We start from the raw sequence: 2,100 nt of genomic DNA on the forward strand, positions 1-2,100 counted from the left end.
GCCGCGGCCAGGGTAAGGAAGAGCGCGAGCACTGCGGCGGAAGGCGGGGTCATGGCGCTCCAGCCCCTGCTGCCGCGGCCACCAGCCGGGCCGACCACAAGCGCCCGGCCACTGTCAGGCCGGCTCCGGCTGCAAGTGCTGCGAGTCCCCAGGGTGTTCCCAGCAGGATGGCGAGAGGGTCCACGCCCAGGGCCATTCCCAGGCCCAGCCCCATCAGCGGCAGCCAGGTAAGGAGGCTGACGGTGGCCTTTGGTCCGGCCAAGGCCGTCTGGCGGGCCGCGTCGGCGTCGTCCTCCACTTCAAGCTGTGCGGCGAACCTGGTCAGCACGTCTGCGAGCGGACAGCCGCTTGCTTCCGCGATATCGAAGCAGGCCGCGAGCTCCGACCAGATGCGGGACTCCCTGTCCCGCCGGGGAAAAGCGGACGGCGACGCCCGGCGGATGGCTTCCGAAACGGGAATGCCGCGGCCGGCCGCAGCACGCGCGGCGGCCAGCATGGCACCGGATCCCGCGGACAGGCCGTACGCATGGGAGCCGGAAGAACCATAGACGTCCCAGATCTCCTCCCAGAGCCGCGCCGGCGTGCGGCCGCCTTTGAGTAGCGCGGCGAGTTGCTGTACCACCAGGGTCATGGGGGCCGCAGGCCGTTCTGCTCCCCTGCCGGCGCCACGCAGCTTTCCCGCAAAGCCGCCCCGTGAGGGCTCTTTTGGCCCCGGAACCGGGCCGGACGCGCCCGTGCGGCGCAACCTGGCGGGTGCACCCAGCGGCGGCCTGGCAAGCAGCACCGCAGCCAGTCCCAGGGAAACGACAAGAAGGAGGATCATACGGGCGGTCCCGGGTCAAGCCCCAACCGTGCCGCCAGCGCGGTCCACCCGGGGCCGGCGGCCACTCTGCCTTCAACACTTTCCAGGGCAGGCTGGACGGTGAGTCCGCCGGGGCCGTCCCCGATCAGGCCCACGCACGCCACTGCCCGGCCCCGGTGCGTCCTGTCAACGTGGATGACCACGTCCAGCGCGCTCGCTGCCTGAAGCCTCACGCCGTCAGGATTCATTCCGGCGAGCGCACCGAGCGCAGTGAGCCGGGCGGGAACAGCAGCGGCAGTATTCGCATGGATAGTCCCGCCCCCGCCGCTGTGTCCGGTGTTCATGGCAGTGAGCAGCTCCCGGACTTCCGCGCCGCGGCATTCACCCACCACCAGCCTGTCCGGCCGCATGCGCAGCGCTTGCCGGACGAGATCGCCAAGATCCACCTCGCCGCCGCCCTCCAGGTTTCCGTGGCGTGACTCCAGGGACACGACATGCGGATGGACAGGATTCAGTTCCGAGGCATCCTCGATGAGGACCAACCGCTCTGCCGGACTGCACAGTCCAAGCAGCGTGGAGAGCAGGGTGGTCTTGCCGGACCCGGTGGCCCCGCTGATGAGGAAGCTCAGCCTGCGCTCCACCACCCGTTCCAGGACACACTGCAGTCCGGAGCTGAACATGCCGCTGTCCCGCAGCTCATCCATCGTGAAAACACGTTCGCGCCGGATCCGGATGCTGAGCAGCGTCCCGGCCGTAGAGACGGGCGGGAGCACGGCGTGGACACGGTAGCCTCCGACCAGCCGCACGTCCACGCAGGGTGAGCCGTCATCAAGGCGCCTGCCGCCTGCCGCCACGAGCCGGCAGGCCAACGCCCGGAGCTGGGCCTCGTTGTCGAAGGCCACGGTCACCCGCTCTATGCCGCGGCCCCTGTCCACCCACACGGACCCGGGAGCATTCACAAAGATGTCCGTCACGGCCGGGTCCCGGGTGAGAGCCTGCAGCGGGCCCAGGCCGTTCAGCTCGGCGCTGATCCGTTCCACGGCGGCGAGTGAACCCGCCGTGCCCAAGAGCTTCCCTGTGGCCTGCACCGCCGCAGCCACCCGCGAGGGCGTCACCGCGGCCGCGTCCGACATCATGGACTCCCGCACGGATTCGAGAAGTCCCAGGTCAACAGCCTGCCGCTCACCTGTGCGGTGTCCGCGTCTGCGCCATTCGCCGGGCCCGGGTTCGCCCGGGCGCCCGCCCTCCTGGCGGGGACTGTCCAGGCGCGGCCTGTCCTGCCGGGGACTGTCCTGGCC

The 2,100-nt window shown here is 70.6% G+C and carries 2 protein-coding genes; both read right to left on the reverse strand.

Going from position 1 to position 2,100, the window contains the following annotated elements; translation table 11 throughout:
• Positions 1 to 49: 49 nt before the first annotated feature.
• Positions 50 to 823, reverse strand: coding sequence for a hypothetical protein (locus tag ACKAE7_RS20765; protein ID WP_408980194.1), 774 nt, complete (start codon positions 821 to 823; stop codon positions 50 to 52).
• Positions 820 to 1,968: a TadA family conjugal transfer-associated ATPase gene (locus tag ACKAE7_RS20770; protein WP_408980195.1), complete on the reverse strand. Its 1,149-nt coding sequence runs from the start codon at positions 1,966 to 1,968 to the stop codon at positions 820 to 822. Before ACKAE7_RS20770 ends, ACKAE7_RS20765 begins: the two co-directional genes overlap by 4 nt.
• Positions 1,969 to 2,100: the final 132 nt, after the last annotated feature.

Source organism: Pseudarthrobacter sp. NKDBFgelt (genome assembly GCF_046097905.1).
Classification (GTDB): domain Bacteria; phylum Actinomycetota; class Actinomycetes; order Actinomycetales; family Micrococcaceae; genus Arthrobacter; species Arthrobacter polychromogenes.

What these genes read in the sequence shown, in the direction of transcription:
- ACKAE7_RS20765 (WP_408980194.1), bottom strand. Translation starts at nt 823, where the DNA reads ATGATCCTCCTTCTTGTCGTTTCCCTGGGACTGGCTGCGGTGCTGCTT.